The sequence below is a fragment of the Nonomuraea sp. NPDC051298 genome (genome assembly GCF_055586305.1).
Map to the genome: position 1 here is coordinate 37,731 of NZ_JBVJIM010000037.1, position 26,022 is coordinate 63,752.

28 protein-coding genes and 2 pseudogenes are annotated in these 26,022 nt (G+C 67.4%); 14 read left to right on the top strand and 16 right to left on the bottom strand.

The genetic code is table 11. From position 1 onward, the window contains the following. Positions 1 to 32 precede the first annotated feature (32 nt). The 3 genes from ACZ6S0_RS49365 to ACZ6S0_RS49375 all read right to left on the bottom strand — a co-directional run bounded on the left by ACZ6S0_RS49365 (position 33) and on the right by ACZ6S0_RS49375 (position 2,348). Positions 33 to 872, bottom strand: coding sequence for an FG-GAP-like repeat-containing protein (locus ACZ6S0_RS49365; protein WP_465927455.1), 840 nt, complete (start codon positions 870 to 872; stop codon positions 33 to 35). An 806-nt stretch (positions 873 to 1,678) separates the two neighbouring features. Then, the gene (locus ACZ6S0_RS49370; protein WP_465927457.1) at positions 1,679 to 2,164 is read right to left on the bottom strand and encodes an NUDIX domain-containing protein; all 486 of its coding nucleotides are present in this window, start codon (positions 2,162 to 2,164) and stop codon (positions 1,679 to 1,681) included. 10 nt (positions 2,165 to 2,174) lie between these two features. Continuing rightward, entirely contained in the window at positions 2,175 to 2,348 is a 174-nt protein-coding gene (locus ACZ6S0_RS49375; RefSeq protein WP_465927459.1) for a hypothetical protein, read from the bottom strand. A gap of 36 nt (positions 2,349 to 2,384) precedes the next feature. Here ACZ6S0_RS49375 and ACZ6S0_RS49380 point away from each other — a divergent pair, with 36 nt between their 5' ends. Continuing rightward, positions 2,385 to 2,828: an NUDIX domain-containing protein gene (locus ACZ6S0_RS49380; protein WP_465927461.1), complete on the top strand. Its 444-nt coding sequence runs from the start codon at positions 2,385 to 2,387 to the stop codon at positions 2,826 to 2,828. Between the two features lie 68 nt (positions 2,829 to 2,896). Here ACZ6S0_RS49380 and ACZ6S0_RS49385 read toward each other — a convergent pair whose 3' ends face one another. Further along, on the bottom strand, positions 2,897 to 3,274 hold the full coding sequence (locus tag ACZ6S0_RS49385) for an NUDIX hydrolase (RefSeq protein ID WP_465927511.1): 378 nt from the start codon (positions 3,272 to 3,274) through the stop codon (positions 2,897 to 2,899). A 50-nt stretch (positions 3,275 to 3,324) separates the two neighbouring features. Between ACZ6S0_RS49385 and ACZ6S0_RS49390 the strand changes: the two genes are divergently transcribed. Both ACZ6S0_RS49390 and ACZ6S0_RS49395 read left to right on the top strand, forming a co-directional pair. Beyond that, on the top strand, positions 3,325 to 4,827 hold the full coding sequence (locus tag ACZ6S0_RS49390; protein WP_465927463.1) for a hypothetical protein: 1,503 nt from the start codon (positions 3,325 to 3,327) through the stop codon (positions 4,825 to 4,827). After that, positions 4,824 to 6,074, top strand: coding sequence for a hypothetical protein (locus ACZ6S0_RS49395; RefSeq protein WP_465927465.1), 1,251 nt, complete (start codon positions 4,824 to 4,826; stop codon positions 6,072 to 6,074). Before ACZ6S0_RS49390 ends, ACZ6S0_RS49395 begins: the two co-directional genes overlap by 4 nt. A gap of 316 nt (positions 6,075 to 6,390) precedes the next feature. Here the strand turns inward: ACZ6S0_RS49395 and ACZ6S0_RS49400 are convergent, their stop codons facing one another. The 4 genes from ACZ6S0_RS49400 to ACZ6S0_RS49415 all read right to left on the bottom strand — a co-directional run bounded on the left by ACZ6S0_RS49400 (position 6,391) and on the right by ACZ6S0_RS49415 (position 8,986). After that, entirely contained in the window at positions 6,391 to 7,083 is a 693-nt protein-coding gene (locus ACZ6S0_RS49400; protein ID WP_465927467.1) for a methyltransferase domain-containing protein, read from the bottom strand. 215 nt (positions 7,084 to 7,298) lie between these two features. Beyond that, the gene (locus ACZ6S0_RS49405; protein WP_465927469.1) at positions 7,299 to 8,177 is read right to left on the bottom strand and encodes a hypothetical protein; all 879 of its coding nucleotides are present in this window, start codon (positions 8,175 to 8,177) and stop codon (positions 7,299 to 7,301) included. A 147-nt stretch (positions 8,178 to 8,324) separates the two neighbouring features. Then, on the bottom strand, positions 8,325 to 8,693 hold the full coding sequence (locus ACZ6S0_RS49410; RefSeq protein ID WP_465927471.1) for a hypothetical protein: 369 nt from the start codon (positions 8,691 to 8,693) through the stop codon (positions 8,325 to 8,327). Continuing rightward, positions 8,693 to 8,986 carry a hypothetical protein gene (locus ACZ6S0_RS49415; protein WP_465927473.1) on the bottom strand — a complete coding sequence of 98 codons (294 nt, stop codon included), beginning with the start codon at positions 8,984 to 8,986 and terminating at the stop codon, positions 8,693 to 8,695. The genes ACZ6S0_RS49410 and ACZ6S0_RS49415 overlap by 1 nt, the downstream gene beginning before the upstream one ends. A gap of 169 nt (positions 8,987 to 9,155) precedes the next feature. Between ACZ6S0_RS49415 and ACZ6S0_RS49420 the strand changes: the two genes are divergently transcribed. After that, the gene (locus ACZ6S0_RS49420) at positions 9,156 to 9,767 is read left to right on the top strand and encodes a hypothetical protein (protein ID WP_465927476.1); all 612 of its coding nucleotides are present in this window, start codon (positions 9,156 to 9,158) and stop codon (positions 9,765 to 9,767) included. A gap of 316 nt (positions 9,768 to 10,083) precedes the next feature. Here ACZ6S0_RS49420 and ACZ6S0_RS49425 read toward each other — a convergent pair whose 3' ends face one another. The 3 genes from ACZ6S0_RS49425 to ACZ6S0_RS49435 are packed head-to-tail and all read right to left on the bottom strand — an operon-like array spanning position 10,084 to position 10,954. Further along, a complete protein-coding gene (locus ACZ6S0_RS49425) occupies positions 10,084 to 10,362 on the bottom strand; it encodes a DUF397 domain-containing protein (protein WP_465927478.1) in 279 nt (92 codons plus the stop codon). 11 nt (positions 10,363 to 10,373) lie between these two features. Next, entirely contained in the window at positions 10,374 to 10,610 is a 237-nt protein-coding gene (locus ACZ6S0_RS49430) for a Scr1 family TA system antitoxin-like transcriptional regulator (RefSeq protein WP_465927480.1), read from the bottom strand. Continuing rightward, entirely contained in the window at positions 10,607 to 10,954 is a 348-nt protein-coding gene (locus tag ACZ6S0_RS49435) for a hypothetical protein (RefSeq protein ID WP_465927482.1), read from the bottom strand. Before ACZ6S0_RS49435 ends, ACZ6S0_RS49430 begins: the two co-directional genes overlap by 4 nt. Positions 10,955 to 11,090: 136 nt before the next feature. Between ACZ6S0_RS49435 and ACZ6S0_RS49440 the strand changes: the two genes are divergently transcribed. After that, entirely contained in the window at positions 11,091 to 11,438 is a 348-nt protein-coding gene (locus tag ACZ6S0_RS49440; protein ID WP_465927485.1) for a hypothetical protein, read from the top strand. 500 nt (positions 11,439 to 11,938) lie between these two features. After that, positions 11,939 to 12,409 carry a hypothetical protein gene (locus tag ACZ6S0_RS49445; protein ID WP_465927487.1) on the top strand — a complete coding sequence of 157 codons (471 nt, stop codon included), beginning with the start codon at positions 11,939 to 11,941 and terminating at the stop codon, positions 12,407 to 12,409. 415 nt (positions 12,410 to 12,824) lie between these two features. Here ACZ6S0_RS49445 and ACZ6S0_RS49450 read toward each other — a convergent pair whose 3' ends face one another. After that, positions 12,825 to 14,249 carry a serine/threonine-protein kinase gene (locus ACZ6S0_RS49450; protein ID WP_465927489.1) on the bottom strand — a complete coding sequence of 475 codons (1,425 nt, stop codon included), beginning with the start codon at positions 14,247 to 14,249 and terminating at the stop codon, positions 12,825 to 12,827. 291 nt (positions 14,250 to 14,540) lie between these two features. Between ACZ6S0_RS49450 and ACZ6S0_RS49455 the strand changes: the two genes are divergently transcribed. Continuing rightward, complete coding sequence (locus ACZ6S0_RS49455; RefSeq protein ID WP_465927491.1) at positions 14,541 to 14,696, top strand: hypothetical protein; 156 nt, start codon at positions 14,541 to 14,543, stop codon at positions 14,694 to 14,696. A gap of 75 nt (positions 14,697 to 14,771) precedes the next feature. On the opposite strand, the gene ACZ6S0_RS49460 is transcribed toward ACZ6S0_RS49455, so the two are convergent. Continuing rightward, positions 14,772 to 15,389 (bottom strand): ATP-dependent DNA ligase, encoded by a 618-nt coding sequence (locus ACZ6S0_RS49460; protein WP_465927493.1) that lies wholly within the window; start codon positions 15,387 to 15,389, stop codon positions 14,772 to 14,774. Positions 15,390 to 15,406: 17 nt separating this feature from the next. Then, positions 15,407 to 15,757: pseudogene (locus tag ACZ6S0_RS49465) on the bottom strand (ATP-dependent DNA ligase); the annotation flags it as partial. Between the two features lie 577 nt (positions 15,758 to 16,334). On the opposite strand from ACZ6S0_RS49465, the pseudogene ACZ6S0_RS49470 reads away from it, so the two are divergent. From ACZ6S0_RS49470 to ACZ6S0_RS49480, 3 genes and pseudogenes are all read left to right on the top strand, one after another. Next, positions 16,335 to 16,742: pseudogene (locus ACZ6S0_RS49470) on the top strand (IS701 family transposase); the annotation flags it as partial. 772 nt (positions 16,743 to 17,514) lie between these two features. Continuing rightward, on the top strand, positions 17,515 to 17,814 hold the full coding sequence (locus ACZ6S0_RS49475; protein WP_465927495.1) for a hypothetical protein: 300 nt from the start codon (positions 17,515 to 17,517) through the stop codon (positions 17,812 to 17,814). Between the two features lie 18 nt (positions 17,815 to 17,832). After that, positions 17,833 to 21,993, top strand: coding sequence for a phospholipase A2 (locus tag ACZ6S0_RS49480; RefSeq protein WP_465927497.1), 4,161 nt, complete (start codon positions 17,833 to 17,835; stop codon positions 21,991 to 21,993). A 1-nt stretch (position 21,994) separates the two neighbouring features. Here the strand turns inward: ACZ6S0_RS49480 and ACZ6S0_RS49485 are convergent, their stop codons facing one another. Then, on the bottom strand, positions 21,995 to 22,180 hold the full coding sequence (locus ACZ6S0_RS49485) for a hypothetical protein (protein ID WP_465927499.1): 186 nt from the start codon (positions 22,178 to 22,180) through the stop codon (positions 21,995 to 21,997). Positions 22,181 to 22,280: 100 nt separating this feature from the next. Here ACZ6S0_RS49485 and ACZ6S0_RS49490 point away from each other — a divergent pair, with 100 nt between their 5' ends. Together ACZ6S0_RS49490 and ACZ6S0_RS49495 are read left to right on the top strand one after the other, a co-directional pair. Then, positions 22,281 to 22,448: a hypothetical protein gene (locus ACZ6S0_RS49490; protein ID WP_465927501.1), complete on the top strand. Its 168-nt coding sequence runs from the start codon at positions 22,281 to 22,283 to the stop codon at positions 22,446 to 22,448. Between the two features lie 31 nt (positions 22,449 to 22,479). Beyond that, positions 22,480 to 23,394: a phosphotransferase family protein gene (locus ACZ6S0_RS49495; RefSeq protein WP_465927503.1), complete on the top strand. Its 915-nt coding sequence runs from the start codon at positions 22,480 to 22,482 to the stop codon at positions 23,392 to 23,394. Between the two features lie 66 nt (positions 23,395 to 23,460). Here ACZ6S0_RS49495 and ACZ6S0_RS49500 read toward each other — a convergent pair whose 3' ends face one another. Continuing rightward, positions 23,461 to 24,918, bottom strand: coding sequence for a helix-turn-helix domain-containing protein (locus ACZ6S0_RS49500; RefSeq protein ID WP_465927505.1), 1,458 nt, complete (start codon positions 24,916 to 24,918; stop codon positions 23,461 to 23,463). Between the two features lie 286 nt (positions 24,919 to 25,204). Here ACZ6S0_RS49500 and ACZ6S0_RS49505 point away from each other — a divergent pair, with 286 nt between their 5' ends. Together ACZ6S0_RS49505 and ACZ6S0_RS49510 are read left to right on the top strand one after the other, a co-directional pair. Then, a complete protein-coding gene (locus tag ACZ6S0_RS49505; protein WP_465927507.1) occupies positions 25,205 to 25,507 on the top strand; it encodes a hypothetical protein in 303 nt (100 codons plus the stop codon). Between the two features lie 11 nt (positions 25,508 to 25,518). Then, entirely contained in the window at positions 25,519 to 25,971 is a 453-nt protein-coding gene (locus ACZ6S0_RS49510) for a hypothetical protein (protein WP_465927509.1), read from the top strand. Positions 25,972 to 26,022: the final 51 nt, after the last annotated feature.

The window sequence follows — 26,022 nt, forward strand, 5'->3', positions numbered from 1 at the left end:
AGGCAAGGTCAGCCGTTTCTCGCGCAGAGGAATCAGAAGTAGGCGTTTGCGCCATTGCACCCGGTAGCGGCGATCTGCACCCGGGCGGCGAAGGGGGCCGAGGACACACCCGTGCCCTTGAAGAGCCACAACGCGCCATCAGTGCCGCAGGCGATCAAGTCGGCCTTGCCGTCCGCGTTATTGTCGCCTGTGGAGACGAGCGCGGTGTAGGCACTCCAGTTCGTGCCCGCCGAGATGCGGGAGCCAAGGACGGCATTGGGCGCGGCACTGCCCGTGCCCGGATAGATGTACAAGGTGCCGCTGGTGGTCCTGGCCAGCAGATCGCTCTTACCGTCGCCGGTGTAGTCGCCATAACCGGCCAGGGCATTCATGTCGTTCCACCCGGACGCACCGACCTGGACGCGGGGCGTCAGGGTGCCGTCAGCGCGTCCTTGGAAGAGCCAGAGGGCACCGGCGGCGTCCCTGCCGAGGATATCGGCGGCGCTGATGCCGCCCAGGTTGCCGGGGGTCATGAGCAGGTTGTACTGAGACCACGCCGCGCTGATCAACTTGGTCTCGGTGCTGCGCTCTGCGGTGTAGTAAAGGGCGCCGCCCAACCGGAAGTACAGGTCGTTCCGGCCGCTGCCGGAGATGTCGGCACGCAAGAGCGCAGTCGCCGTGGCGAAGCCGCCCCCCAGGTCGATGCCCGGTTTCAGACCGCCCGCGCTGGTGCCCTTGGGCTCGTACACGAGCAGATGGCCGTCGCTGGTCCTGCGCAGGAACAGAGGCATCATCGGCGCGGCGGCGGCTGTCACCTGGACGTCCCGCCCGGAGGCGGCGGACGCGGGGGCCACGAGGACCGGGCAGAACGCCAGCACAGCGGCCAGGAGCACCGCGGACAGAATTCGGGACCGTGATCTGGCCCGCGACGGGAAGTCAACCAACGCACTCATCATTTCCACACAACCTCACCAGAACGGAAAACAACATGTTCAATATTTGTACGATTGACTGTCGCCGGAGTCTCTCCCTCTGCCACACGAAACGATTCACCCCGCGTCAGCTTTCGCGGGGGCCACCTTAGACGAAGCCGCTGAAACTCGACTGAAATGGCGCCTGAATTGCCGCTCCAATGACGTGATCTCAGCGAGCTGCTCCCTGTAACTGTTGGACTGCCGTCCTCTTCGACCGCGTCGAGGTCAATCGATCCCACGAGCCCTGTATAGGTGGCGTTGGGCTTCCGGGCGTCTTCATAGCCGACAAGTATGGACGATGGTGCTACCCGCGATGACATGTTCCTGCGCTTGCCATGACGGGCCCCGATCGGTCGCGCGCCCTCGTGAGATTCTCGGTTCCGCGCCCCAGCCCCGGATCAGGCGGTTTGTGTTGGGGACGTACGGGCGAAGCCCGTGCCTCTATTGAGCCCGAGATGGAGGGTATGCGAGCCAGCCCCTTTACGTTGTAGATTTCTTATCGGCGTGGATTCGGCAGGTTGGCGTTCCTGCTGCTGTGTGGGCTTTGCGTCACGGGCGGGCCGATCAATGGCTTATGGGCGCTCGCGCATGGCCGCCGATCAGATGGCATCGCGGCTGCTTCAAGCGGCGCACGACCGCGAGCTGATGTTTGCGCTCAACAGCCGCCGATGACTGTCCGCGTAGTTGTGTGAGTGCTCCACCGAGTACGCGGATACGTGCACAGCTCAGGCATCGCGCTCGGCTGGCAGGAAGATCGTCTGCTGGTTCTTGCGTGCGGTGCGGGCGGACGGGATGCGGGCGGCGGTCGTGGCGGGCAGCTTGGCGGCCGCCTCCTCCCAGGGCCAGAACTGGGCGTCGTCGAGTTCGTCGGTCTGCAACCGGATGTGGGACGGATCGGTGATGATGCCGCCGTCGAAGATCAAGTTCATCATCGGCCGCGGACGATCCCCCATCGGGGGCACCCAGTCGACCACGAGCAGAGCGCCGGGGAGGACTTGCATGCCGAGTTCCTCGCCGACCTCGCGCGCGGCACACACCTGGGGAGGCTCGCCGTCGTCCACTATCCCGCCGGGGACCGCCCAATAGGGGCGGTAGTTGGGTTTGACCAGCAGGACGCGATCGGCGTCGTCGGTGAGCAGCATGCACGCGGAGAGGTGAACGGTGGGCAGGCTGGCATACCACTGCTCGGGCGGCAGATAGGTCTGACTCACCTCGTCCACGCTACCCCGGCACGGGCTGCCCGCCCGCGATTTGGCCGATCTGTCCAGAGGACAGTCGGTCCGGCAGTTGATCGAGGAACGCGCTCACCTCGGCGACGGGCCGATGCGGGATCAGCACATCGGCCAGCAGCGTGATGCGGGCGGTGACCCGCCGTGAACGAACTTGCCGCGCCATCTGCAGCGCCTAGGTTCCAAGAGTGCGGTCTGGTCGATGTGGCCGGCGCGCGCATGCGCGGTCGCGGTCAGGGCGGTATGCAGCGCCCGGGGCTGTTGCTACGCGCGAACACCGGCCGATGGCTCCTGGTCGGTGCCCGGCGGCTGCCTGGACGCCGGGGAGACCCTTCCCCAGGGCGCGGCCCGCGAGGCCCGCGAAGAACTCGGCATTGTTATCGACCCCACCGACCTGGCCTTCGCGCACCTGTGCCACCACGCCGACCCCGACGGCCAGGACCGCATCGGCGTCTTCTTCACCGCCACCCGCTGGACCGGGGAACCCATCAACGCCGAGCCCGGCAAATGCGACAAGATCGACTGGTTTTCCCTCGACAGCCTGCCCGGCGACGTCGTCACCTATATCCGCACCGGCATCGACGTCTGCCGCCACGGCCACACCTTCAGCGTCGACGGCTGGCCCGGGCCGCAGGAGGACGCCTGAACTGGTGCACACAGCTTCGTACGTGGTGGAGCACTCAGGAAAGTCATGGACAGTGACTGGAGAACTCCTCACACCCAGCGATACGTCTGGTCAGTCAAGGCTGGCAGGAGGACGTTATTGGGCGGCGCGTTCGGGCTGGCCAGAGCCGCTAGTGCGCTTCCGAGCGCGGGATACAGCTGCAAGCTGCTGACGGATCGATAACCCACCCAGACGAACTCGCCCTCCTCCACATCGCCATCCGGCAACTCGTCATGTTCTACCGTCGCCAGCTCCGACCGCACCCGCGCGTCCACATGGACGCGGAAGACGAAGTGAAGCTTGCGCGGAGGTGCGGTCGGGCCGGGCCGGCTGACCATCTGGTCCTGCACCCAGCACAGCTGGGGCCAGGTCGCACGGTCAAGGTCCAGCTTGAGCTCTTCCCGAAGCTCTCTGCGCAGGGCGTCAATGAGGTGTTCCCCGTGGCCGACATTGCCGCCAGGGACAGGCCTTCTGGATCATGAGAGATTTCGCTCGGTTCCTGGCGGAGCAGGACCAGCCGCCCAGAGACATCGACGAGCTGACCCCGGCGCACTGGGCCGCTTGGCGGATCAAGGTGCCGGTGACGTCAGGCGGCGGCTACGCCAAGATCTCCAGAACTGCGGGATTCTTGCGGGCGCATCCCCGGCTGCGGACGGACACCCGAGCCGCCATGACCAAACGCTTGTCGAAGGTCAAACCAAAGGAGACGGCGTTCACGGGCGAGGAGTTCCAGCAGATCCGCACTGAGGCCAGGAGAACGTTTCGCTCGGCCTATCTGCGCATCGAGGAGAACACCTCGTGCCTGCATGCATGGCGATCGGGGCAGTTGACGCCGGGCACCGATGAATGGAAGGTCGGGGAGATCCTCGATTTCCTGGCCCGCACTGGGGATGTTCCGCGTGTTCCTCGCGACAACGGCCAGATGCGGGTCCCTCTCGAACACGCGCACCTACTCGGCGGCGAAGGCCCGCCACAGACGTGGAAGCGCCTCTACCTGGGACGGGAAGAAGCCGCAGCGCTGGCAGTCCTGCTGGTGGCCGAGTTCGGGTTGAACGCGACGACCGTTGGCGAGATGTCGGCGCCGCGGCCGACCCCGGATTCAGGCAAGCCAGGCGCGCCAACCTATCGGCTGGAGCTGGAGAAACGACGGCGAGGGGCCGGCAACCACTTCGAGACCCGGAACGTGACCGATCTCGGGGCGGACACCGCTGGCAGGCTCATCAGCCAAGCGCTTGGCGCGACCGCGACCGCCCGAGCGTTCGTCCGCGCGGAAGGGTCAGAACTCGACCGGCTCCTGATCTGGCGCCATGTCCATCCCGGTCGGCGCCCAGGCAAGGACTCGCCACCACGAGTAGGTCAGTTCGGAGTCGGCCTCGGCACCAAAGCCATACGGGACTGGGGAGCACGGCTTGACCTGAGCAGTTCCTCGATGCGGCGGATGCGCAAAACGGTGAACGTTCTGCACCGCCGCGAGCCGGGCCAGAACACCCAGGACACCCACGACCGGGTCTATGTCCTGAACGAGCCGCAGGTCCAGCAAGCCGCGATCCCCGAAATTGCTCGGGGCGCCACCGACGCTCTGGAGGCCGCCCACCGCACCGTGCTCGCCCAACTGGCCGAAACCCGCTGGGAAGACGATCAAGAAACGGCTACCGCCGACTGCACGGACTTCCATGGCAGTCCGTTCAGCGAGCAGGGCCAGGCCTGTGATGCCTCGTTCCTGCTCTGCTTAGGCTGCCCGAACGCCCGCATCACTCCAGCTCACCATCCGCGGCTGACGGTGCTGCACCGGGCCCTGGACAACCTTAAGGGAGTGCTCGATCCCGGCACCTGGGCGCAGGACTGGGCCGAGGCCCATGCCCGCCTCACCGACCTTAGGAGCCGGCTCGGAACACCGATCTGGCATGCCGCGATGACCAAGGTTTCCCCTGCCGACCGTGACCTCATCAACGATCTCCTGAACGGAAACTACGGCCCATGACCGTCCTGGCGGCCGATCGACCGGCCCGGCCGCACCCGGCCACGCCCGCGATCAGCCACGTCCTGCTCTCGGATTACGCCGGTCCGACGGCGAATTACGGGGATCCCGTCTGGCCCTTGGCTCCGCTCTCAGACAACCCCAGCGCTGCCCGGCGCACGATCTACTGGGACAAGTTCGTCGGGGTCTTCCGTGAGGAGCTGCGGCACCTGACCTGGCTGCTGATCAACGAATCCGTCCCGGACGCGTTCGTGTTCGGCAGGAACCCTACCTACCGGGCCCGGCTGAGCGCCGCCAGGATCTACATGACCGCCCTGGACTGGCGGGCCTTCACCAGCTGGCTCGCCAAGCGCGGCCTCACCAGCCTCGCGCACTGCTCCGATCAGGACTACCGCGATTACGTCCAGCACCTGACCGCCGAAGGAACGAGCCGGGACACACTGCTGACCAAGACCACATCCCTCAGCCGATTGTGGGTCTTCGACTCCGTCAAGGAGCAGCCGCTCGGGATCACTGAACCACCCTGGCTCAAGGAGGGCATCGACGACTTCCTGCCCGCCGCGACCAGCCGGGGAGAGAACGCGACCGACCCGATCACTCCGGCCACGATGGGACCGTTGCTGATCTGGGCTCTGCGCACGGTCGAAGAACTCGCCGATGACATCCTCGCGGCCTGGGAAACCCAGCAGAGCCTGGTGGCGAAAGCCGCGGCCAACCGCTCGACCACGGCGTCACTGACCGCGCTAGACGCCTACCTTGACGATCTCGCCGCTCATGACCGGCCCATGCCGAGCCTCCTGCAGCACGGCCGCCTCGCAGGCGCGAGCACCTATCTCAGCGCTCTCACCGGTGCCTCACCCAACCAGTGCTACCACCGGATGAAAAGACAGCGGTGGCAGGAGTACCTGCAGCGCAACCCCGGGCCATGTTCGTTGCCAACAAAGATCACCACGACTCTCGACGGACGGCCCTGGACCACGGCCATCGACTTCTCCGAGGCCTCAACCCTTATGAAACACCTGGTCACAGCTTCTTTCATCGTCCTGTCGTATCTGACAGGCATGCGCCCGGGAGAAGTCCTCGGGCTTCGCGCCGGCTGCTGCCCCGACCCGGAATCCGGCCATCACCTGATCAACGGACTAACACCTGAACCCCTGGCTCAGCGGCTCCGCGCACGAGCCGCCAACCTCCGCGATCACGCCGAAGCCCACGAACGCACCCGGATCACACTCCTGGAGACGACAGCATGAACTCCACGCTCGACGAACGCGACCGCATCCGCGCGGCGATGGACCGGATCCTCACGGGATCACACCAGCACTCAAACGGGGCCCTCACCATCGTCGCCCTGGCCCTGGAAGCTCAAGTCCCACGCAATGCCCTCACCCAACGACACGTCGACCTCAAGAACGAGTTCTATGACCGAATCAGAGCGCGCAAAGAGGTCCCCGAAAGCGAAAGGAAGCTACGCACACAGCTGGCTAAACTCCAGAAACTCCGGACCGCTGAACTAGAAGAACTCCGACAACTCAGAACCGACAACGAACTTTTGGTCGGAGCACTCCATCAGGCACAGATGGAAAACCGGAGCCTCCGGTGCGAACTGACCGAAGCCAGCCCAAGACTCCGTGCCATCCCAGGCCATCCACGACCGGCAGAACGCACACCCTGACAGCCCCAGCTCTGAAACGGACGCCGCCCCACCAGACGCCCCCGGCTCAACACGCAGCAGTTGACGGGGAAGCCGACGGTGACGATGATGGCGTCGAAGCCGCCAGGTGGAGCATGCTCATCCGCGGCATGTTCGGCATCCCCCAGAACGACCTTCACCCGCGCGTAGCCGGTTTCCGCGAGGAAGCGGGCCGCCCGCTCGGTGACGAACGGGTCGATGTCCACACTGACGACCAGTCCGTCGGGGCCGACGATCTCGGCGGCGAGTGCGGCGTTGAAGCCCCCCGACCCGATCTCGAGGACTTTCGCGCCTGGGCGAAGCTGAGCTGATTCGAGCATGTCAGCCTGAAGCCAGGGCGCACTGATCGAGCTCGTCGCCCTGCCGTTGGCGCCGCGCTTGGTGACCACGGTGTCCCGGGCCGAGTACGCCGCGGCGAGCGGCGCCTCAGGAGCGAACTTCTCGCGCGGGACCTTCGCGAAAGCCGCTTCGACCTCGGGGGAACGAATCCAGCCGTCGCGCTTCAGCTCGGACACCATGTCGGCACGCAGCCGATCAGCGGACTCGGCCGGCAGGATCTCGGTTGTCACAGCAGCGAGGGTAGCTGCGCGCTGTGACAGTGTCAGTCATTTCATGGCCGTGGGAGAGCCTGGTCCAAGCTGGTGGAAGCGACCACGCCAGGTGATGTACCCGTAGGTCAGAGCACCGCTTGCGATTGCGCTGCCCCGTCCGCCCCACTGACGACCAGGACAACGCAACGCATAGCTCGCCCGGTTCGCACATCAGGGGGTTCGTGTGCAGGGCCTCAGTCGGAGTCGTAGACGCGTTCGTATTCGGCGGCATCCCACAGCCTCCAGTCGCCGTCACCGCTGGGATCGGCGACCCCGCCCACGTACAACTGCTGGTACTCCTCGAACGCCAGGCCGCCCTCGGTGTCCTTCCTGAGCAGTTCGCTGATGGCGAAGGGTTTGCCGGCGTTGTCGATGACCTGGGTGACGACCCCGGTCGCGGTAGTCACCTGCATCTGGAAGGTGTATTCGCAGTAGTGCTCGGCAGTGACGGTCTCCAACCGGAGGGCGATGGTCTCGTTGTGGGCCAGGGAGATGGTCCGGTACGCGAAGTAGTCCTTCTCCCAGTCTCCTTCCTGGGTGATCCGCTGCGCCTTGGGCTCCGGCTCGTCGAGATCGAACCCGATAGTGGGACTCTCCTCGTCGCCGGCGGGAGGCGAGTGGAACAGGGTGCCGCGCAAGGGCGGCCCGCACTCCGTGAGCGCTCGCATCCCGGTGATCCGGACGCCTTCTGGACGGGTCCCGCGCAGAACCACTTTGATCACGCTCGCGCCCGGATCGACCGCTCCCATGCCACGGAAGAACGTCCACTTGGAGTCCTCGCCGTCCGTGGCATCACCGTACTGCCGCAGGCCGTTCGCCTGGGCGAGTTCGCGGACGGTGAGGTCGGCCGCGTCCGCGGTGACCCAGGTGTCACCCACTATTTCCAGACGCTCCTGTCGTACGAGGTCGAGCGCCACGGGGAGCGGCGCACTCGGGGTCCGGCTGGGCGTGCCGGAGGTCGAGGTCGAGGCTGTGGCGGACGCAGAGGTCTGAGTCGGGGACGGGTCTGCGGCGCTGGGGATGAACCCCCACCGGGTGAACCACGCGGTCACCACGGCCGTCCCGATCGCCACGACCCCGGCGACGACTCCGACGACGACTTCCCGTCTGACCCCACCGTCCCGGCCTGCAGCAGACGCCGGAGGACTCCGGCGGCTGCGCCTGCGGTGGAAGATGCCAAACCTCCGCATGCCCGTACATACGAGCCGGGCGGGCCGGTGTTACGTCAGGACAGCATTTCGATACCAAGGGTGAAAGCCGTCCCCGGCGACCTCCCGCACCGCGAGAAACCAGTCAAGCCTCCCTGCCTGTACGTCGAGGTGGGCACGGCGACTGCGGTGAATGTTGTTGGGCACCCCGGCCTGGCGGTGCCGGCCTGGCGGTGCCGGGCGGGCCAGTGGGAGGCCACCCAGCGCCATGTCTCCAGCGTCTGGCACCGCCAGGTCCTCGGCGAACAACTGCAGCGACTCCAAGACGCTGAGCAGCGTCTCGCCGTGGTCAGGGTGAGTACCGTCGTGATCTTGCAACGGAGCAGCCTGGCCGAGCCCGGCCTGCTCGTGCGTAGCCGAGCGACAGCCGCTGGCGAGCATCACGTCAACGCTGTCGGCAGCAGCAGCTCGTCCGCGACGTCCCGGGCGAGACGACGGCGCTCCGCGACGACCAGGTCGGCCAGGCCCGCGCGGCGGATGAGCAAGCGCGCCCACTCCTGCAAAGCCAGACCCCACGCAGCGCGGGCCTTCTCGTAGCGCACGCCATCCGGCCGTCGGCGCGCGGCATCGTACGCCGCGGCGGCGCTGTCGAGCGTGGCGCGGGCGGCCCGCAACTCGGCGCTGGCCTGGCCGAGCTGGGTTTGCGCCTCGCGGAGGTCCTTGGCGAGATCCATCACGCCTCCTGAGCAGGTTCGTCGGGAGCAAAGCCGAGCAGGTCGAGAGCCCGCGCGAGAGCGGGTCTGGCCCTCGATCCAGGACCAGTCCTCGCTCACGCAACCCCTGCTGGGAGCAGGGCCCGAAGAGTGCAATTTGGGAGGATTGCCCCTGCTACCGTACGTTAACATGCACCTTGACGATCAGTCAGGAAATGCGAGTCGGCAGGGCGGCCGTCGAGCAGCGAAATACGGCGTGCGTGTCGAAGTCTGGCCGCTGCTCGCCGACGACAGTGGAATCCTGTCCATCAGCGGCCTCGAAGGGTGGCGTACAGGCGACCTCGACTGCACGCCCCACCACGCGGCCCACCGCCTGTTGGCCGGCCACGATGTGAACGACCTTGTCCGGCTCCTGCATTCGACCAGCTGGCGGACCGTCGACGGCGCGATCGTCGTGACCTACATCGCCGCACTCGATGCCCCGGGCGAGCACGCCCGGAGCAGGTGGCCCATGTCTGTCGCGATCACCCACGCGTGGGCCGCGGCAGTTGGCAAGCCCACGCCCCACCCTCCCACCGAAGCACCGGCACCCCGCGACGTGGATGTGCTCATGCACGGCCTTCGGCACCTGCGCTTTCTCGCCGCCACCGACACCTCTGCTTGCGCCACCCTCAACAGGCAGTGGAGGTTATGGCTGGAACCTTTCACCGCCACCCTGGGCGGCCTCTACCAGTCCCCAGACGAATCTAGGTCAGCTGTGGACGCTGCAAAGTGGTCGGTGCGATCCTGGCCAGAGGGGTGACGGTTGTCTGGCCTGCGGAAAGAGGGAAGGGAGCGACGCCGGGTGTCTCGTGGAGGTTCGCGGACCACACGAGTCAAGGTGTTCGGGTCGCGAGCAGGGGCTTCCCCCGGTCAAAGGTCGCCTGCATGCCTTCCCGTCTGTCGTCGCCCGCCCTCGCAACCATGCCGGGCATGCTCGACGTGGTGTCGTGCGATGGCAGGCAGGGAAGATGGCCCCTCACGGCGCGCCTTGGCCGTTCCTCCTCCTCGGCATGCAAACGCCCAGGCCACGAGTGATAGTCGGGCGTTCGCGTCTCTCGACTCCTCCGGGAAGCGCGTCAGAGAACTCCAGCACCTTGGTAGCTAGCGATCAAGGACGCGGCGCTGAAGTCCCCCTCAGCCACACCAGCGAGAAAGGCGTCCCACTCGCGGATGGTGAAGACCTGGGGCTCACGGTCCCGGTTCTTCGTGTCACGCACGACGACAACGAACTCCTCGTCAGCCTTGTTGGGAACTCCGGCGTCACGAGCAGGAAGGACGGCGACCTCGACGCAGCTTGCCCCGTTGCCGCTGAACCGGCTCGTTCGCCACTTGGCCTTGGAAAGGTCGGACTGCACCCTAGCTCCTCTCAATCGTGATCTTCGCTGAGGGATGTCAGTAGCGTCGCCGTGTCGGAAGGGCTGAGCGCTACGGCGCGAAGATGCTCAAAAACCATGTTATGCCTGATTAGCTCGGCCTCCTCTTCGAGAAAGAGATCGCCGCCCATGCTGTCGATGTAGACGATGTCAGGGGCGATCGGGCCGAAACGCAAGATGATGAAGCTGCCGGGCATGCCTGGATGGGCACCGGCCTTGAACGGGATCACCTGGATCGTGATGTGCGGGTTACGCGCCTGCGCGGCCAGGCGAAGATATCGGTCACCTCGGGCAGCGGCCAGCCCAGGGCCGCTGCCGGTTTGTCGCGGTCAGCGCGCCGGTGAGCTGCCTGCCAGGCCTCAAGCGCCTCCTGCCGAATACCGGAGGCCAGGAGAACGGCTTGCACCGTCCGCCACCGCGGGAAGCTCGTCCCCGTGACCATGCCGTGCAGGGTCGACGAGGACACGCCCGCTTGCCCGGCCACGACCCCGTACCCGCCATCGACGGACTTGAACAGCTCCTGAAACGCCTTCGAAAGATCCGCCCTGCTGCGAATCCGCCGAGGATCGGGCATCGGCACTCCCCTCACCACAAAGACGCCGTTCGCTTTCCGTTCGGACAATAGCCCGACCACCCGCGCTGATCAGGGACAGAGCGCAACTTGCCCGGACCGGATGCGACCGGACACAGCAGGCACCGACGCTGAGGGCATGACCTCGACCATTCTGGCCGCCCTGGGCGCCACCGTGCTCATCCTGCACACCGCCACCCGCCTGCCGGTGGCGCTCACCGACCTGCTGCGGGCCTGCCTGCCTCTCGCCCACGCCGTACGCGACCTGCACACCGCCTTCATCAACGAGTCTTCAAGGTGGCGGCCCAGGCGCACAGATCGGGCAAGTCGATGCCACGCCGCCCGACGCCGGCAACATGGGCGCACCCGCCGGTCAGGATCTGCTGGTCGCGTCGTTGCCGCGCGGGTCGGGCGGGATGGCGAGCGCCAGCGCAGCGCTGTTGCCTCGCCTGTCCCGAAAGCCAAGGCCGACGCGGCGCGCAAGTAGGACCGATGCTCGTGGCTCGCACGTTCGCTCATGGCCGCGGCAGGGTGGGGGAACCTTCGAGTCGTCCGAGCGCGATGCACAGCCTCTGTCGAGGAAGCCGCCAAGCCGCCTGCTTGGGGACACAGCGTGTGGAGTTCCCGCGACATCGTCGACGCGGCCAGTTCATGCACGGTTCGGTCCTCCAGCACGTACCCCCGGGCTGAGCGGCGCGAGCCGCAGTTCGGGCGGACAGACCGAGGACTTGACAGAACCTGACTCCCCGCTTCCCGCACGCGAGTTCTGCCTCGATCCGGACGGTTCCGGAAGCATCCGGAACGACCCGGATCGATCCGGACGGGTGCGGAGCGATGCGGAACGAAGCGAAGGATGGCGCAAGCACCGCGCCGGATCCCCACATCCCATCGGGAAGGAGCCGGCCACCCGCCGCCGTCCACCGGTTTTGATCGTGCTGGAGACCGTCTTGATCAGCGGTTGATGTGGCTGCCCGTAAGGTCCCGGGCATGCGCGCAGGCGTCACATGGGCGGATCTGGCCGCGGCGGCCCGGAGCATCGCTGGGCGTGTGCGGAGGATCAGATACCGGGCCGACCGGCGGCTGGCGTGTCAGGCAGCTTCAAGCCTGGCAGGCACACTCCCCCAGCTTCAGGCCGACATGCGCCAGGCGACGACCAGCGCCGAGCGGGGCATCGCCCTCGCCCGATGGCGATCACGATGGATGCTCGCCGTCGCGATGATCGACCTCGTCGACCCCGCCGCTGCCCCCACCCTGCGCGCCACCGGACAGCGCCTGCATGCCCATCTCATGGCCGTGGAAGCGCTCGGCGCGGCATGGCCGGTCGGCTGCATCCGCCGCGACTCCGCCGAGCGGATCGAAGCCGCCGCCCGCGCGGAGGCCGTGCGTTGCTGCCGGCAGACCGCGGGCGGACCGCTGCGCCGATCGTCGGGGCGGGCGTGGCGACACGGCGCATCGTAAAGCCCGGTATCAAGCGTCGACGCCGAACTCCCGGTGGTCCGCCGCCCACCTTGACCGGCATGCCGGCTTGGTAGACGCGGTAGCAGGAACTGGCCTCATCGAGGTCTGTCGCCGAGGAGGCGGGACAAGACTCGTAGACGGCCATGCTCTGAACAAGGGCGGCAGGCCCAACCAGTGTCGAGGGGCGTTCCGGAACGATCCGGGATGCCTCTCGATCGTTCGCCGCTCGAGCTCCATGGCGAGGACAGAGGGCTCCTCCCCAGCGGTGGCGATCATCACGAAGCCCCGTCGCTACCTTCTGTGCGGGTCGAAGAGTAGCCGCATGCGGCCCGTTCAAGGCCACGACACCTCGCGGAAATGTCCGAACTGCGAGGGCTGGGCGAGAAAGGAGCTGACGTAAACTGGCGAGCGACTGTCAGGCGGAATCCAGTCTTCCGATTGAGAGCCCACGCACCTCGGCACCAGTCGCTCCGTTCAACTGCTCCAAGAGGGCGGCGGGGTCGCGTACGAGAAGCGGATTTCGCTTCAGGTGAACCAGCTCAGCGGGCGTGAGGTCCCTGACGATCAGCACACCGTCGACCTTGAGAATCAAGATCGAACTTATCATGATGGCGGCCGTCGGCTGCGATTCAAGCGCCGTGATCAACGATGCGACCGCTGCGCTCTTTTTCTCATCAATGCCCGCAACAGGCTCATACAGGATCTTGACCCTCGCTGCGTACTCCAGTTCATGGAGAAGGTCTTTCGCCGCAGGGGAACCGGCAAGCGCTCGAACCCGCAGCCGGAGGCGGCGAAGCCAGGACGCACGAATAATCGGAAGCCGCTCCTCGACCCCGATGTCGAACGCCTCCAGCACCGCAACGATCGCAGTCTCGACCTCGCTCGCGCCGTCGTCTGCCGGCAGGAAGATCAGAGCGCCAGCACCGTCGTGCGCTGCAGCGATTGCTTCGGCCAGCGCTGTTTCGAGGGGATTCGTGTGACGAGCCGCCGAAGGCGGATCAACCCGTGCGCTGGGCGCTGACGAACTTGAGGAGACCTCGCTGCCGCCGCCCAGCGCAATCATCTCGCTGCCCCTGTAGGTTCCGGCATCGGCAAGGAGGTCAGCGGCCTGCTCTGCTCGGATGCGATGCCGTGGATCATTGCGGAGCAGCGCTTCGATCACCGGTTGGAGCACGCCGGCCCGGCGAGGCGGTGGATAGCTTTCCCCCGCCAGCACAGCAGCCGCCGCAGACACGCCTCGGGAGCCGTAGGGTGGCTGCCCTTCGACCGCGGCGTAGAGCGTTGCACCGAGCGACCACATGTCCGCCTGCTGACTGGCGCCCTCTCCAGCAAGCCTCTCAGGAGCCATGAAGCTGAGAGATGCCAACCCTCCGGCTGGGGGACCCCCAAATCCTTTGAGCACTGCACGGTCGTCGGTGAGCATGACGTTGGCAGGCTTGACGTCGCCATGCAGCACGCCGGATTCGTGCGCGTAGTGGAGCGCAGCCGCCAAGTCACGCCCCATGGCCGCAGCTGTCTCGGACGGCAGCACGCCGACCTGCAATATCACGTCGTCGAGGGACGACCCGTTGAGGTACTCCGTCGCGATCCAGAGATCTCCGTCCGCCTCGAAGATGTCGTAGATGGTGGCGATGCTCGGATGCAAGAGCCGGCCGTACACCCCATCCTTGGCCTCGCGCAATATCCGGCGGCGCGCACTGCCATCATCCACACCCGGCAGAAAGAGCCTCTTGAGGACGACGTCGCGGATGAGAAGCGGGTCATAGGCGCGCCAGACAGCGCTCGCCCCGCTACGGCCGAGCTGGCTGTTCAGCCGGTACCGCCCAACGGTCTGTCCCATCCCGCCTCCAGATCCGACCACAGGCCCCGCAGAGCATTAGCATGACCGCAGCTATTGATCGCTTTGGTGGTCATTCTGGCGGGCGGCCACGAACGACGAGAGGTTTTGCCGTTATCCCCCCTCGAACACGCACGCAACGGCGCTCAGGAGGGCCACAGCCCGTGTCCGCTTGACGGCTCGCGAGCAGGAATGGCGACGACGGCGAGGGCTCACGTTTCGTCGGTGCATGACCTCGTCGGGGGCACGCCGCCAGCGGCGCCGGAAGGCTCCGGAGAAAGGACTGCGCGGTCAATGGCCGTGCAGCCCACGATACGGACGGCGCCCAGGAACGTGACCCGGTCGGGGCCGATCCCGGCCGCGGTGGCGGCGGTGCAGATCAGCGCGCACTACGCCCCGGGCAAGCAGGCAGGCCCCGAGCTCCGGATAGATCAGCTCCGGGGTACGTGAGCGCAGGATCCGGCCCGGCCCGCGCAGGAGCGTCGCCGGCTCACTGCGCCGACGTCACTCGCTACGACGAGCTGATCACTCCAGGGTGTCACGCTCCTCGATCACGTGCATCGGGTCGAGGTCGGCACGCGGGCGCAGGTAGCGGACGGAGTGCCGGTGCCGGCCTGCTTCCACCGCCGTGTCGACCAGGATCTCCACCACCAGTTCGGGCTGAACCTGGGTGTAGACGATGGGGCTGCGGCCTGCGTACGGGCTGGACGCCCAGCCGGGCGGGAGGGCGGCCGGCCACGGGTGGCCGTCGTGAGCCGGGGTGAGGAGTGGGGCGATCTCGGCTGCGGCCTGGGCGGTGAGCTGGGCGGTCCGGCCGACAACGCGCAACCGTCCCGCACGGTCGTACCGTCCGAGAATCAGCCCGCTCGGCCGCCTCGATGAGCCGACGTAGCCTCCGACCACGGCCTCTGAGGTGGCCTTCCGCTTCAGCTTCTGCCAGCCGCGCGTTCCCCCTTCGTACAACGACCCGGTCGGCTTGATGACCAGGCCCTCGACGCCCACCGTGTGCATCGTCTCGTACCAGACCCGGGCCTCCGCTTCATCTCGCGTGTGCATGCCCAGCGCCAGAACTCCCGCCGCCGGAATGCAGGTGAACAGTTCCTCCAGGAGCGCGCGACGCTCGTGCAGAGGCAGGCCCCGCACCTCCCCCCGCGCAGGCGAAGCACGTCGAAGGCCGCGAAGTGACACGGCTCCGCCTTTGCCATCGCCGCGGCGCCACGGTGGCCGGCAATGTGGCGTCGATGCAGTGCCGCGAAGTCCAGCCTGCCCGACGACCAGCGGACGATCTCTCCGTCCAGGACGGTCCGTGCTGGAACGTGCTCGAACAGAGCCCACACGATCTCGGGGAAGGTCTCGTTGAAGCGGGCACCGCGCCGGGACTGCAGGTAAACCCCGCGGTCCCCATCGACGATCCCCAGCGCACGGTAGCCGTCAAGTTTGGGCTCGAATGCCCATTGTCCGGGCCGGCCGGAAGGAAAGTCGGCTACTGCGCGGGCAAGCATCGGCTCCATCGTGCTCAAGGCCGAGTGTGAGCGTTTTTACGCTGGCAGGGAGGGGTGGTCATGGGCCGGTTTCTATCGGCCACCCGACGAGGATAAAACCCCCATTAAGCACACAAACGGCCAAGAGATGTCCAAGTCTGTCGCCTCATAACGTCATGGAACTCGAGCTCGAACCAGGGCATGGCGGCGAGTCACGGCCACGTCGCTGCCTCCTGACCACGAGCGGAGTTCGGCCGTCTTGGCGGCATGGCCGTACCCGTCGTCCTTTCTGCGGGAGCTCGTCGAGCCGAGCGCAGAAGATGTCCCTCGTTGCGGGAGGAGCCGTTCCACCCGCTCTTCGCCGCCCATCGGGCTCAAGCGCCCCGGCACCGGCAGATCTCGGCCCGAGCCTGTCGCCCGCGAGCGCCACGATTGCTCACTCCCGCCGCTCTCGACGCCAGACGCGCTGGACAGGGCGGCTTTCTCGGCAACCTCGCCCGGGTGGCTGGGCCATCGTGGTCCTGCAGAACTACGATTGCGCCAGACGATGAAGAGGGCTCGCTATGTCAACGACGGCCGAATTCGGCCGTCGTTGACAACCGGAAGCGGCGCGTGCGCGAAGCTCCGGACCTTCCTGGAGGAGCGCGCCCAGGCCTACGTGCTGCGCGTCGGCGCCGCCTTCACCCTCACGCTCGGCGGCGGCACCTGTCTGACCTGCGAACAAGTCGTGGCCAAGCATCTGAATCAGAAACGTAAGTGGACCATCCGCTCAGCCGGAGACGGGTCCCAAGGCGAGCGCACCTACGCCTGGGCCTGGATCGCCACCGCCAGCCCGGTTCACTTTCTGCTGATCCGCAAGCATCGCGCGACCGGCGAACTGGCCTTTCACTACTGCTTCGTCCCCCACGGCCAGCCTGCCATGATGGCCCGCCTGATAGCGGCAGCCGGGCTGCGCTGGGCGGTGGAAACCTTCGAGTTCGGCAAGGACCTGTTCGGCCTGGATCAGTCCCAGGTTCCGCCATCGCCCGTCGACCTGGCCAGCTATCGCGTCCATCGCAGAACCATCCTCGGTGGCCTCATCAACGAGTAGCGGATCGCCATCTGACACCACCAAGAACCAGCAGGACAGACGTCGAATCCAATTTTTGAGCCCCACAGGGCCAGGACTTCCTGCGCTCTGGCCGCCGACTCATACAACAGCCGCCACAAGGTCCGCTCGCGCAAGCTCCGGACAGGTGGTGCAGGGCCGGCGGCGTCCTGGGCGGCGGTCATACCGGTGCTTCCCTTCAGGTAGGCGCTACCACGCGACGCTGATCCGGCTGTCGGGCCGCTCGATGCGGAACCCGGCTGGGAGTAGCCGGCCGGGAGTAGTTCGTCGGGGTGAGGGCGGGGGTCGTGGCGTGGTGTGGGGATTGGTGCCGGCCCTCTTCATCGGTGCAGCAACGTGAGCAGGCGGCTTACCCGTGATTCGCCGTCCCCTCCAAACTTCTCTGCACGGGTTGTCCCTTCGGCGGGTGCTCGTTCGTCAACTGGATATGAGCGCTACCCCGTCCCCCTCATGGAGCAGCCATGAGCAACATGGCCAGACCTAGCCGTGACACACGCGTCCCACGATGCACTGTGGCCGGAGCCGAATCGCGTCGCCAGCCTCAGGGTGGGCAGCAGCGGGGGTGTTCGCGAGCATGCCGGAGTTGGTGCGCCTCACCAGGCGCGACAACCCACAGGGGAACCCCTTTGGCCGAGATCTACGCAAGACATGCGGAGAAGGCCGTCATCGACCGCAGGAGATGGCCGAGGCTGAGGCCGGGTTCGCCCAGCAAGCTCCCGACATGGCCGCCATCATGCTCCTTTTCGGGTTGATCAGCGCCTGGAGCGGCGGCGAGCCCCACCACACGTCCCAACTCGCCGCCAGGACGGCCGCCGTGCCCCGCTCCTCGCCCATGCCGGCCGACGCCACCGCGGCGGTCGCTCACCTCGCCGGAGAGCGATTGGCCCAGGCCGTCCCCCACATCAGATCGCTCCTCCAGAAGGTCTCCGGCACCGCGAACCCAGCCATCTGGCAGCACATGACCCCGGCCACTGCGTAACGTTTTCAGGAGCAATCCATGCGCTACTTACGCTCGCTTGCCGCGATCATCTCGGTGATCCTGGTATTAGTCCTGATCTCTCCGGTGCCGGCGACCGCATCGGCGGCACCGGCTCTGACCACGCCACAGGTCTCACAGATCACCCAAGCCGCCAACCCCTCCGCTCCCGACGTGGAGGCGATGTTCGGCAACTACGGCAACAGCGGCGGGCATTGGACGGGGGGTGATTCCACAGTCTCGGTGCCGCTCCCCGACGGCCGTACGGCGTGGTTGTTCTCCGACACCTTCCTCGGCAAGGTCAACAGCGACTTTTCCAGACCGCAGACCACCCCCTTCATCAACAACTCGATCGTGGTGCAGACCGGCACTGCGCTCGGTCCCACGATCCACGGCGGGACGAGCAGCGCGCCCAAGTCTCTGGTGATCGCCGCGGCCGCCGACGAGTTCTACTGGGTCGGCGACGCAACCGTCGCGAACGGCTCGCTGCGGGCGATCTATGGGAAGTTCCGCAAGACGGGGGACGGCGGCCCGTTCAGCTTCGAGCGTGTCGGAACCACGCTGGTGACCTTCGCCCTGCCGGGTCTGACCGTTTCGTCCGTGCACGATCTGCCGTTGAACGGGACGGTGGGCTGGGGCGCCGCCATCATGGAGGACGGCTCGTACACCTACGTCTACGGCAGCGAGTCCGTCAGCGGACTGAAGTTCGGCCACGTCGCCCGGGTCGCGGCCGGCGACCTCGGAGGCGCCTGGCAGTTCTGGACCGGAAGTGGCTGGTCGGCGCAGGAGTCGGCCTCGGCCCGGCTCATGAGCGGCGTCACGGAAGGCATGTCGGTCCACAAGGTGGGTGGCCAGTACGTCCTGGTGACCCAGGACAGCCACGAGATCTTCAGCCACTGGATCGTCGCGTACACGGCGACGTCCCCGACCGGCCCGTTCACGGGGCCTGTCTACCTGGAGAAGTCACCGGAGCCGGAGATCAGCAACTACGAGCGCTTCATCTACCACGGCCGGGTTCATCCGCAGCTCTCCGATCCGGGCGAGTTGTTCCTGTCGTACGACGTCAACACCATCGAGAACGGCGACCACTACAAGGATGTCCGGATCTACCGGCCCCGGTTCCTGGAGGTGCCGTGGCCGCCCACGTCGGGCGGCGGACCGGCGGCGCCCACCGGTTTGCGCGTGAAGACGTCCAGTGACGGCATCGCCACGATCAGTTGGACGCCTCCGGCGGGCAACTCACTGGAGTACTGGGTCTACCGCAAGAACCTCGGCAACGGCCAGACGCACTTCGCCCGGACGGGCTACCCCACCGCGCAGCGGAGCCTGCAGGATGCAGGGCTGGACGCGGGCGTCGACTACGCCTACTACGTGCGGGCCGTCAACGCTGCCGGGGTGGAAGGGACGCCGACCGGCGTGGTCACCACCCGCGGCAGCAGGTCGGCCCCGCCCGCGCCGACGAGTCTCAGCGCCACCGCCGGAACGACGGGCGACGTCACGCTGACGTGGACTGCGCCGGAGGAGGAGGTGGCGTACCTGGTGCACCAGCGGGACATCACGGCAGGCGAGACGGAGTTCACGCAGGCGGCAGTGGAGGACGGTGAGGCCACCACGCAGAAGATCGAATCCCTGGAGACCGGCCACCAGTACGAGTTCAAGGTGACGGCGAGCAACACCGTCGGGGAAAGCACGCCGAGCAACCTCGTCCAGACGACGGCGAACTTCGCCGTGCCGGGGGCTCCTACGGGCCTGACCGCGACGGCCGGGGCGGACGCGACGGTCACTCTCCGGTGGACCGTGCCGGCCGGAGCCGCACCGGACGCGTACCAGGTGTATCACCGCGCCGCGGGCACAACCGACTTCACGCCGCTCGACCTGCCCGCCGACACCACCACCGTACAGACCTCACCGCTCATCTCGGGCACCGCCTATGACTTCAAGGTGACCGCGCTCAACACGGGGGGCGAGGGGCAGGCGAGCACCGTGGTGAGCGCCACCGCTGTCATGCGCCCGCCCGCGGCCCCGGCGAACGTGACCGCGACCGCCACTACTGACGGCACGATCAAGCTCACCTGGCACGCGGCCGAGCGGGCCGGCGCCTACTGGGTGCACCAACGCGACGTCACAGCGGGGCAGACCGCGTTCTCCCCCATGGACTCCCCCGTCGAGGCCACGACGACGACGGCCGATCGGCTGCTCAGCGGGCACACCTACGAGTTCAAGGTGATCGCCGTCGGCGACGGCGGGGAAGGCCCGGCGAGCGCCCCGGCCAGGGCGGTGGCCGACATGCCGCGGCCGGGAGCCCCCACGGGCCTGTCCGCCGCCGCCGGCGATCGGAAGGTCACGCTCACCTGGCAGAAGGTGGCCGCGGCCGGCTACTACTGGGTGTACCGGCGGGATGTCACCGCCGGCGAGACCGGGTTCGTCAAGCAGTCCTTGCCCGCTCTTGAGCCCCGCGCCGATCTCGGGTTGCTGGTCAACGCCCACACCTACGAGTTCAAGGTGACCGCCGAGAATGAGGGAGGCGAGAGCCCCGCGAGCGCGGTGGTCAGCGCGCGGCCCATGCCCCCGCTGCCGCCGAAGGTCACCGGGCTGACCGCGACCGCGCGGGCAGGCGGGAAGGTCGCCCTGTCGTGGAACGCCGTCGAGGGGGCCTTCTACTGGGTCCACTACCGGGACGTCACGGCCGGGGAGACGACACTCACGAAGCTCGAATATCCGGCGACCAGCGCGCAGGCAGAGGTGGGGCCGTTCACGGGCGGGCACGAGTACGAGTTCGCCGTCGCGGGGACCAACGAGGCCGGCGACGGGCCGCTGTCGGGCCGCGCGCGCGTCACCGTCACCGCCTCCACCGCTTCCGGGTCCGCGTCCAGGCCGGCCACGCCGTCCATGGTGTCCCAGCCCGCCGCGCAGACGCCAAGGCCCGAGGCCGACGACATCCCCGGATTCCCCGGGCCGCCCAGCAACCTGAGGGTCACCCACGTCGGCGACGGATACGTCGACCTCGACTGGGACCCCAGCCGCGACACGGAGGCCTGGTATCAGGTTCAGTTCAAACCGTACGGCGGCAGCGGATGGTACATCCTCCCCCTCAAGGCCCTCGACTCGAAGGCACGGGCGGAGAAACCGTTGTGGAACAACTTCCGCTACGAGTTCCGGGTCGTCGCGGTCAACCGCTACGGGCCAAGCTCCGCCACCAACACGGTGGAAGCCACTCCGAGGATGACCCGGCCCCGGGCCCCCACGGGTCTGGCAATCACGGGCACCGGCGATGGCAGGGTCGAGCTGTCCTGGCAGCCGAGCCCGGATCCCCCCGTCTATTACTGGGTGTTCTTCAAGTCGGCCACCTCCAACGACTGGTACTACTTCCAGGTCCCGACTCTGAAGACCTCCGCCCGGCTCGGATACCCGCTGTGGAACGACCAGCCGTACGATTTCAAGATCGTCGCGGCGAACCTCGTCGACCAGAGCCCAGCGTCCAACGTGGTGCGCGGCGGGCCTGGACTCCTACCCCCCCAGGCACCGACCGCGCTCAGAGCGGATGGCCACCTGGGATACGTCAACCTCGACTGGAATCCGAGCTCGACAAGCAACGTTTATTACTGGGTCTGGTATCGGCGAGTAGGCGGTTTCTGGCACCGGGCGCGTTACCCGGTCGTGAGGACCTCGCTCACCTTCAAATACGTCCAGTGGGGCGACTACGAGTTCAAGGTGACGGCGGAGAACAGGGCGGGCCACACCGACAGCAACGTCGCGTACGGCACCCTCTGGACCAGTAAACGTTCGCTGCTGTACCTCATGACGTTGAACACCGATTCCAGCCGCAACATGTTCTGGCAGGCGCGAAACACCCTCGACCACTACGGGGTTTACAACTTCAACTGGAGCACCGACCTCTGTACGCGCCCCGCACCCGACCAGCCGCCGGTCTGGGGGGTGGGACCTATATTCGGGTTCAAACGGGTGGACTTCAGACCGCCATGCACCCGCCATGACTTCGGCTACCGCAATTACCCCGACGTCGGCTGGACCAGTGCCAGTAAAAGGCATCACCTGGACACCGTCTTCTATGCGGAGATGCGGCGCGAGTGTGATATCCAACTGGATTGGCGGTACAACGTGAACTGCTATCTGGTAGCCCACACCTACTGGAGCGTAGTACGGGCGCGCGGCCACTTCTGATTCATTCGTCTTCGTCCATCATAGTCAGCCAGCGGAACCGGCCGGAGCCGGCAGCGTAGGTGGCCTGGAACGTGCAGGCGCGCTCGCTCCGGATCTGGCCGGGGCGGTGGATCTGGGCGTCACGGCGCGGCATCAGCAGGTCGAGGTACCGTTGATGACGGCTGCGAGGATTCAGCATGATCTGCACAGCGCGGCGTGCGGGTGCGGGAAGGTGCATGTCGCCGCGCGGCCGGAGGGTGTGCCTCGTGCGCCGGTCAGCCTGGGGGGTCAATCTGCAGGCGTGGTGTGTGTATCTGATGGTGGCCCACGCGATTCCGGTGCACCGCTGCGCCGAGCTGATCGCCTCGCTCACAGGGGCCGCGCCGTCGGCGGGGTTCGTGCACGGCATGATCGCCCGCGCCGCCGAGACCGTCCTCCGGTATACAGGGGGCCTGCTCGTATCCTGGACGCGATGACGACCTCCCGCACCCTCCGGCGCAGGCCGCGGTGACCGCCGACGGCCAAGCCGCGTCGTTCACCGAGGCCGCCGCGTTCCGTTCCCTTCAGCTCGCGTGCGAGCAGAAGGGATTGAACTGGTCGGGTGCCACCGTGCTTGGCCCTGTCGGCGACAACGGCGTCTTCAGGTTGCCGCTCGAAGGCGTCGTCGCCCGGGTCGCGTGGGGCATGACGGCGCTGGCCAGGGTCGAACGGGAACTTCGCGTGGCCGCGTGGCTCGCCGAGCAGGATCTGCCGGCGGTCCGGCCGTCGGCTGCGGTCGCGGACCAGCCGGTCCTGGCGGACGGCCGCGTGGTCACGTTCTGGGAGGAGATCCCTGCTCTTCAGCACGGGCGGCCGGCTGACATCGGCGCGCTCCTGCGGCGCCTGCACGCGCTGCCTGCTCCGCCCGAGGGCATGCTCCCGGTGTTCGACCCGTTCCACCGCCAGGACTCCCACATCCGCGACGCCGCTGGCCTTCACGAGCACGACCGGCGTTTCCTCTTCGACCTCCTGGGGGAGCTGCGGGCCGCGTACGCGGGCCTGTCGTTCGCTCATGGTGCGCGAGCCATCCACGGTGACCCGCACCGGAAGAACCTCGTGCGCGGCGCCGACGGCCGCGTGGTGATGCTGGACCTCGAACGGTTCGCCATCGGACCGATCGAGTGGGACCTGGTCGTGGTCGCGAACTACCACGTGGTCGGCTGGTACACCGCCGCAGAGTACGCCGCCTTCGTTGAGGCGTACGGCGCCGACGTCATGCGGTGGGAGGGCTTCTCGACGCTGGCCAGGGTGCGGCAGTTGCGGATGACGACGTGGCTGGCGGGCCGCACCGGCCGGGAGCCACGGCTCGTTCCTGAGGCGCTCAACCGCATCGCGACGCTGCGCGACCCAGCCAACCCTCGGCCGTGGACGCCGGGAACGTGACCGGCGCGGCAGGTGACCCAGACCGCAGTGACGGCACTCAGCGAGCCCTGTGAGCGTCGTGTGTTGCTACGCGGGAACGAGGGTCTCGTGCCATTGCTCGCGAAAGTCGGCGACGACGCGCTCGCGCGCGTATGGGGCGAGCTGGCTGTTGAACCGATCGATGTAGGTCTGGACCCGCTGGGAGTTCAGTTTGCCGGCCATGGCGAGCGCATCGGCGGCCGCCGCGCACGCCTGCTCCACATCTTGTCTGCGGGGCTTGGGCGAGGTGACGTGAACGCCGGCCTGAATGAGCCGGCAGAACGTCCTTGAGCGGCGATACGTTGCGCTCGAGGCGCTGAGCGCGAGCCCGGTGTGGACCAGGGCCTCGCGCGTGTCTCGCAGAGACGCGAAACAGTGGCCGAACTCGTCGTGGAATTCCGCCGCGTCGAAATAGCCGATCCAGTCGGGGTCTTCGCCTTCGCGCCGCTGGGAGAACGCCCGCTCCGCCTCCGCCAGGGCCGCATGGCAGTTGCGCCGGTCACCGAGGCTGGCCAGTGCACGCGCCTCCATCGCGCAGTACATCGCGTGCACGGTCGGCGTCGCCTGGCCGGCGGCGCCGTACTTGGCCGCGCGGGCCAGATCGACCGCCTCCTGGTACTCGCCGAGGAAGTTCGCCTGGTGGGAAGCCAAGGCGAGCACCTTGCCGCCCAGCGGCCGATCACCCGCCGCATGAGCGAGGTTCAGCGCCTGCACGAAGTAGCGCCGGGCCGTCGCGTGTAAGGCCATGTCGTACGCCATCGCGCCGGTCTTGTACGTCAACTGGGCAGCCACGGCGAACAGACTCTGGCCGACGTGGTCGGCGTACGAGCCGTGCAGCAGCGAGGCGACCTCGCCCTGCAGGAACAGCACAGCTGCCCGCCGCGCGTGGCCGCCCCCGTAGCGGTGATCGAGAGCTTCGAACCGGCGATATGTGGCCCGCGCCCTCTCCACGTCGCTGACGGTGACGCGACGGGTTCGATTCGTCTGCCCCGCCTGCGTGGGCGGCAGAGCAACGAGCCATCTGCCCATCGGTGCCATGAGCACCGACGCGGGCACCTCGTCGCGATGGAGCCAGTGCGCTTGGTCGAGGTCGTTCACCCACAGCGTCTGGGCCGCAGCCAGCACGTCGGCTCGGGACGTGAGGAAGTCCAGCTTGCCCAGAGCGCTCGCGTGGCCATCGCCACCTGGTGAAGCACCGTGCCCCGGGACCACCCGGCTGAGCTTCATGCGCTCCAGGCTGTCATCTGCCAACAGTGACTCCGACCGGCCCATGGTCGTCAGAAGCGATTCAAGTCGGCGGTGCGCATCTGCGCCAGCTCGGCGCAGCGCCATGTCAAGCAGGGCCTGGGTGTCCTGTTTCGGGCGCGCGAGCGCCCCGTGCGCTTCCCAGTAGGCCACGGTGCGCACGTTCACGCCGACAAAGTCGGCGAAGGCCTGCTGACTGAGCCGCAACGCTGTGCGCAGCACGGCGGCCTCCGCGCCCGTCCACTCCACGACCGTCGCCACACCGCATATGGAAGCACGCCGAGACGCCGAATTGCAGAAACTTGCATGGCAATTGCATGTCCGCTGCTCTACTCGGCCTGACAGCGGGGCTGCATGATCGTTGAACCGCACTCCTCACCAGGCGTCATGCCGCCGACACCCGTGGGACACGCCATGACTCATGTCATTTCACAGCGCACTCCGCAGCTCGGTGTCGTCTGCGGCTATCTGCGACTGCTCGGGGTGCCTGCACGCAGCCGCGGGTCTTCGCGCCGTTCTGGAGGACTTCTGCCTCCAGCGTCGCCTGTTGCTGGCGGGGGTCTGTACCGAACGCGGCCAGCCAGGGTGCGGCCGGGCGGTCGCGTTCACCGCGCTGCTCGACATCGTCGCCGCCGACGAGGTGGACGGCGTGCTCATGCCCTCGCCTGCGCATCTCGGGCCGGCGAAGCTCGCGGCCACACGAACGCAGCTGATCCGTGACGCCGGCGGCGAACTCTTCTTCGTCCGCGGCCACCTGCGCAGCCAGGCTCCGACCGTACGGCGTCCCCAAACGCGAACGAGCTGGGTCACGCCACCGCAGCGCGGCGCAACCCAGCCCCATCGGATGTAGGAGATCCGACAGTGACGAACAGTAGACCACCATCAGTCACCGCGGCAGTGCCGCACGCGTTGCCTGCCGCGAGCGCCGCCACCGCCGTCCTCGATGCCGCTGCCGCGGTGTTGAATGACACCGCGCCCGGCTACGGCGGCCTCTATCTGGCCGGCCGCACCCAGGCCCGCGTGTACTGGTCGGCCAACCACGGACAGGCGTGGACGTGCAGCGGCGAGCTCCTTCTCCCGACGGGGCATCCTGAAGCGGCCAACCGGTGCCTCCTCCTGGCTCTCACGGATCCGTCGCTCCGCCTGCCCGGCCTGCAATGGCGTGTGGACACGTGGCGTCTGCTCCCGAACACGGCCATGGCCGGGGCCGAGACGTCGCCGATACGCCTGGGCAGCGGCTGCGCTCTCACCGAACCGGTCACCGGCCACGCCTGCCCGCTGTGCCGCCGCACGCCCAGGGTGGAGCAGCCGTGAGCGCCGTACACGTCGAGAAGGCGCCCACCGGAGTCGACGCCACCGTCCCCA